Origin of the sequence: Trichlorobacter sp., assembly GCF_030247655.1 — a bacterium.
Lineage (GTDB): Bacteria > Desulfobacterota > Desulfuromonadia > Geobacterales > Pseudopelobacteraceae > Trichlorobacter.
Genome location: NZ_JAOTRZ010000272.1, coordinates 1 through 3,475, shown reverse-complemented (window position 1 = coordinate 3,475; position 3,475 = coordinate 1). Strand labels below are relative to the sequence as shown.

The window sequence follows — 3,475 nt, the reverse complement described above, 5'->3', positions numbered from 1 at the left end:
GACAGATCTCTTCAAGTATCTCTGTGGGGACCTCAGGCAACAATCCCGCTTGAATCAGTGATCCGTAGGGCGCCGCGTAACGGCGAAGCCCTTCGGCGCCGAACGCCTTAGCTAATTCATCGGCGGTCAGGTTATCAGGACAGCTTGAAAGGCGTTCTAGCTCAGTAAAAAAAAATAGGTGTCGACCAGCGCGCAAGTTGGCTGTCTTTGGGCCGAGCTCATGCTCAATCCGCTTTAGGTGTAGCATGTACCACTCCCGCCCCCAGTCATTTTTGAGTGCCTCACAATCTACTTGCGCATTTTTATAGAGGCGGGATGACCAGTAGCAGGTTTCACACTGTTTGGCGCTATGTCGGCGACCATGCTTGCCGCAGATAGGGCAGAGAAATGGCTCACCAGACAGACATGCTTGGCAGAGAGGCCTTCCGTGTTCGTTCCGGCCAGCAACTAGTCGGTGTTTTCCGCAGCCTGCACAGGTCTCATGGTCCTTTCTCAGGCACTTAGGACATGCAGGTTCAGTAATGCCCAAACGAAAATCACGTGTAAGGCGAACGCTTAAGGTTCCGCAGATCGAACAAGGACGTGGCTCTTTGTAGTATCGGGCACATGATGGGCACGCCACACCCCCTGGTAGCGTCAATGCTGCTCGAGGCACTGGCTTGCCACAGCGCAGGCAGTTTCGGTCAATGGTGCGGCAACTGCGGCAGCGCCCCAGGTCTCCGTCGTGCGGTGTATAGCGCTTACCACAGCTTGAGCAGGCAATTAGTCCAGGCCGTCCCATTAGCCGAGCCTCTTGGGGAAAGTGCGGAGCCGTGGGCCCAGCAGGCTGCGTTTGTCTGCGTACGGATCGTCGATAGGCGTAGGTGATTCTGGATCAGGGCGTAACGCGCCATCTTGGTGCTGCCGGGGCGTCGCCGTGATAGAATCAGGCAGCTGATCTGCCGGCAACAGCAGGTCGTTGGGACTGCACGAAAGTACCGTCAGCAGTGCTGATAAAAGCTCAAGGTCCAGTCGCCGAGCACCTGTTGCAACCAGTCGCATGGCGTGCACCGGTGTGATCGTGTGGCCTACTGCGGCAAGGCGGCGCTGCAGCTCGCTGGCGGACATTATTCCGCGTGCGTTCATCAGTTCCTTGATACGCCAGGTCAGTATGACGGTTGCCATTACTCAGATACCTCCTGGTCGACATTGCACAGTGCGATCAGCAGGCTGCGCAGCTCCTCCATGGTGGTCTCTTCCCCGATGTGTGAATAGATCTGTGTGGTGGATGCATAGGAATGGTTATGCAGTTTCCGGACAGTCTCCAAAGAGAACAAAAGAAGCTTATGGCTGACCGATGAATGTCTCAGTGAGTGAGGACAGAGGCCGCTGCCGTCCAAATTCGCAAATGCCAGAGCCTTGCCGAACATGTCATAGAATGATTGGTAGGAGAGCTTACTTCCACGCTCCGAAAGCAACAGAGCTCGTTGATTGGGATGCTTTGGACTTGTCAACTTTGGTCGTACTTCCTTCAGATAGAACTCCATCAGTTTGACGAAGTCGGGGTCGCAGAGCGGAATCCTGAACGGCTTGGGGCCGCTGCCCCTGCTGCCTTTGGTAAATCCTTTTACAATTCCGTAGTTTCCCATCTCCGGAATGAGCGGGTTCGGCTCAAACGAATCTAGAGTAAGGCTAACCACGGTGTCGGCACGCAAACCGGTCAGGTACGCCAGGTAGATGGCAAATTTGGTTCGTAAAAGCGGATAAAACGATTTTGTGCGAAAATTTTTGGCTTCAAGGATTGCTCTATCAATGGAGTCGAAAAGAAGATCAAGCTCATCGTGGGTCATAGCCCGACGCTCAGTGGCCAGTTCGCGGTCAAGCACATGAGGGATGCAGTTATCTTCGGTGCAGAACTGGCGCAGGGTGACCTTGGCCTGCTGTTTGACATAGTTGACAATGACGTCGGTACCAGTGAGATACTTGAACAATGACCTGATTGTTGACTGATATTTGCGCTGGCAGGCCGGTGCAAGCCCACGGTCAATGCCAAGGTGGGCGCACCATAGTTCAAAGTGTAGTTCATTCAGAAGATGAAGTGATGTGTTGGCATGGCTGCACAGATCCATGACTATAGCCTCTGCTTGGGAGATCGATTTCTCAGAGTGTCTACGCGATTGACGGTTAGCCTTCCAGGCATTCAGCAGGTAGGTCTGGAGCTGATGCGCACTATCTTGAGGTATTGTGGACGCTTCGGATACAATCTGTAAGGCTGACGATGAGTTTGATGGCAACAGACCGTGTTTTTGCTCGTATAGGCCGCGCATAGTGTCGAAGCTGACTATTTTATCTGCAGTGTTCATGGTTATTCTCCGAGTGCTGTCTGAATGATCAAGGTAATATCAATATAAGGGACAGTTGGGCTAATGGCAAGGGGTCTCTTTAAAAAAAGATTATAAATATCGGCATGTTACATATTATGATCATAATCAAGACGTCTGAGCAGCACGCAACCTGAATGGTTGTAAGCAACCTAAGAGGTTGTGTTTGGGGCGAGCTTGTGTGTGTAAATTCAGCTAGTTGTGAGTGTTAATATTGGAATAAGAAGGGTAATATTGGAGGGTTGGGAGCTCGTCCAGGAAAAGCAGTCCGTGGTTTGCCAAACTGACCTCTCCGGGGCGGGGTGATGAGCCACCACCAATCAAACCAACGTCTGAAATAGTATGGTGCGGGGCACGAAATGGTCGACTGGTGACCAGGGCATGGCCGGATTCCAGCAGACCGCTGACACTGAATACGGCGGTGGTTTCAATGGCCTCATCAAATCCAAGGGGAGGCAGAATGGAGGGAATCCGGCGGGCCAGCATGGTCTTGCCTGAACCTGGCGGACCGATCATCAGCAGATTGTGCCCACCTGCTGCGGAGACCTCAATGGCCCGTTTGGCATGGTCCTGGCCCCGCACTTCACAAAAATCTTCACCATGCTCCTCTTGCTGTTGAAAAAGTTGATGCAGATCAATCTGCTTGGGGGAGATCTCAAGTTCACCCCGCAGAAACTGGACCACATCGGCCAGGGTGGCAGCTGGCAGTACCTCAATCCCTTCAACAACAGCGGCCTCGGCAGCATTCTCTACAGGTAGAATCAGCCCGGAAAGCCCGGCCTGTCGAGCAGCAACCGCCACCGGCAGGGCACCCCGCACCGGTTTCAGGCTGCCATCAAGAGAGAGCTCACCCAGCAGAATATAGCGCTGTAAGCGATCGCCGGTGATGGTGCCGGTGGCAGCCAAGATGCCGATGGAGATCGGTAGATCAAAGGCAGATCCCTCTTTTTTCAGATCTGCCGGTGCCAGGTTTGCGGTGATTCTACGTGGTGGAAAATCGTATCCGCTGTTTTTTAAAGCTGCCTTGACCCGATCCTTGCTTTCTTTAACCGCCCCATCCGGTAGGCCAACGGTTGAAAACTGAGGCCAGCCCTGGGCAATATCAACCTCAACAC

Annotated in this window: 4 protein-coding genes; all 4 read right to left on the bottom strand. The window is 53.3% G+C overall.

All coding sequences use genetic code 11. The features are described from left to right. A partial coding sequence (locus tag OEL57_RS15435; protein WP_300741689.1) for a hypothetical protein occupies positions 1–247 on the bottom strand: 247 nt, incomplete at its 3' end. 533 nt (positions 248–780) lie between these two features. After that, positions 781–1,164 carry a helix-turn-helix domain-containing protein gene (locus OEL57_RS15430; protein ID WP_300741687.1) on the bottom strand — a complete coding sequence of 128 codons (384 nt, stop codon included), beginning with the start codon at positions 1,162–1,164 and terminating at the stop codon, positions 781–783. Then, positions 1,164–2,342, bottom strand: a complete 1,179-nt coding sequence (locus tag OEL57_RS15425; protein ID WP_300741685.1) for a tyrosine-type recombinase/integrase — start codon at positions 2,340–2,342, stop codon at positions 1,164–1,166. The genes OEL57_RS15430 and OEL57_RS15425 overlap by 1 nt, the downstream gene beginning before the upstream one ends. 213 nt (positions 2,343–2,555) lie before the next feature. After that, positions 2,556–3,475, bottom strand: a 920-nt coding sequence (locus OEL57_RS15420; RefSeq protein WP_300741684.1) for a YifB family Mg chelatase-like AAA ATPase, incomplete at its 5' end; no start/stop codon positions are given.

What these genes read in the sequence shown, in the direction of transcription:
- OEL57_RS15430 (WP_300741687.1), bottom strand. Translation starts at nt 1,164, where the DNA reads ATGGCAACCGTCATACTGACCTGGCGTATCAAGGAACTGATGAACGCA.
- OEL57_RS15425 (WP_300741685.1), bottom strand. Translation starts at nt 2,342, where the DNA reads ATGAACACTGCAGATAAAATAGTCAGCTTCGACACTATGCGCGGCCTA.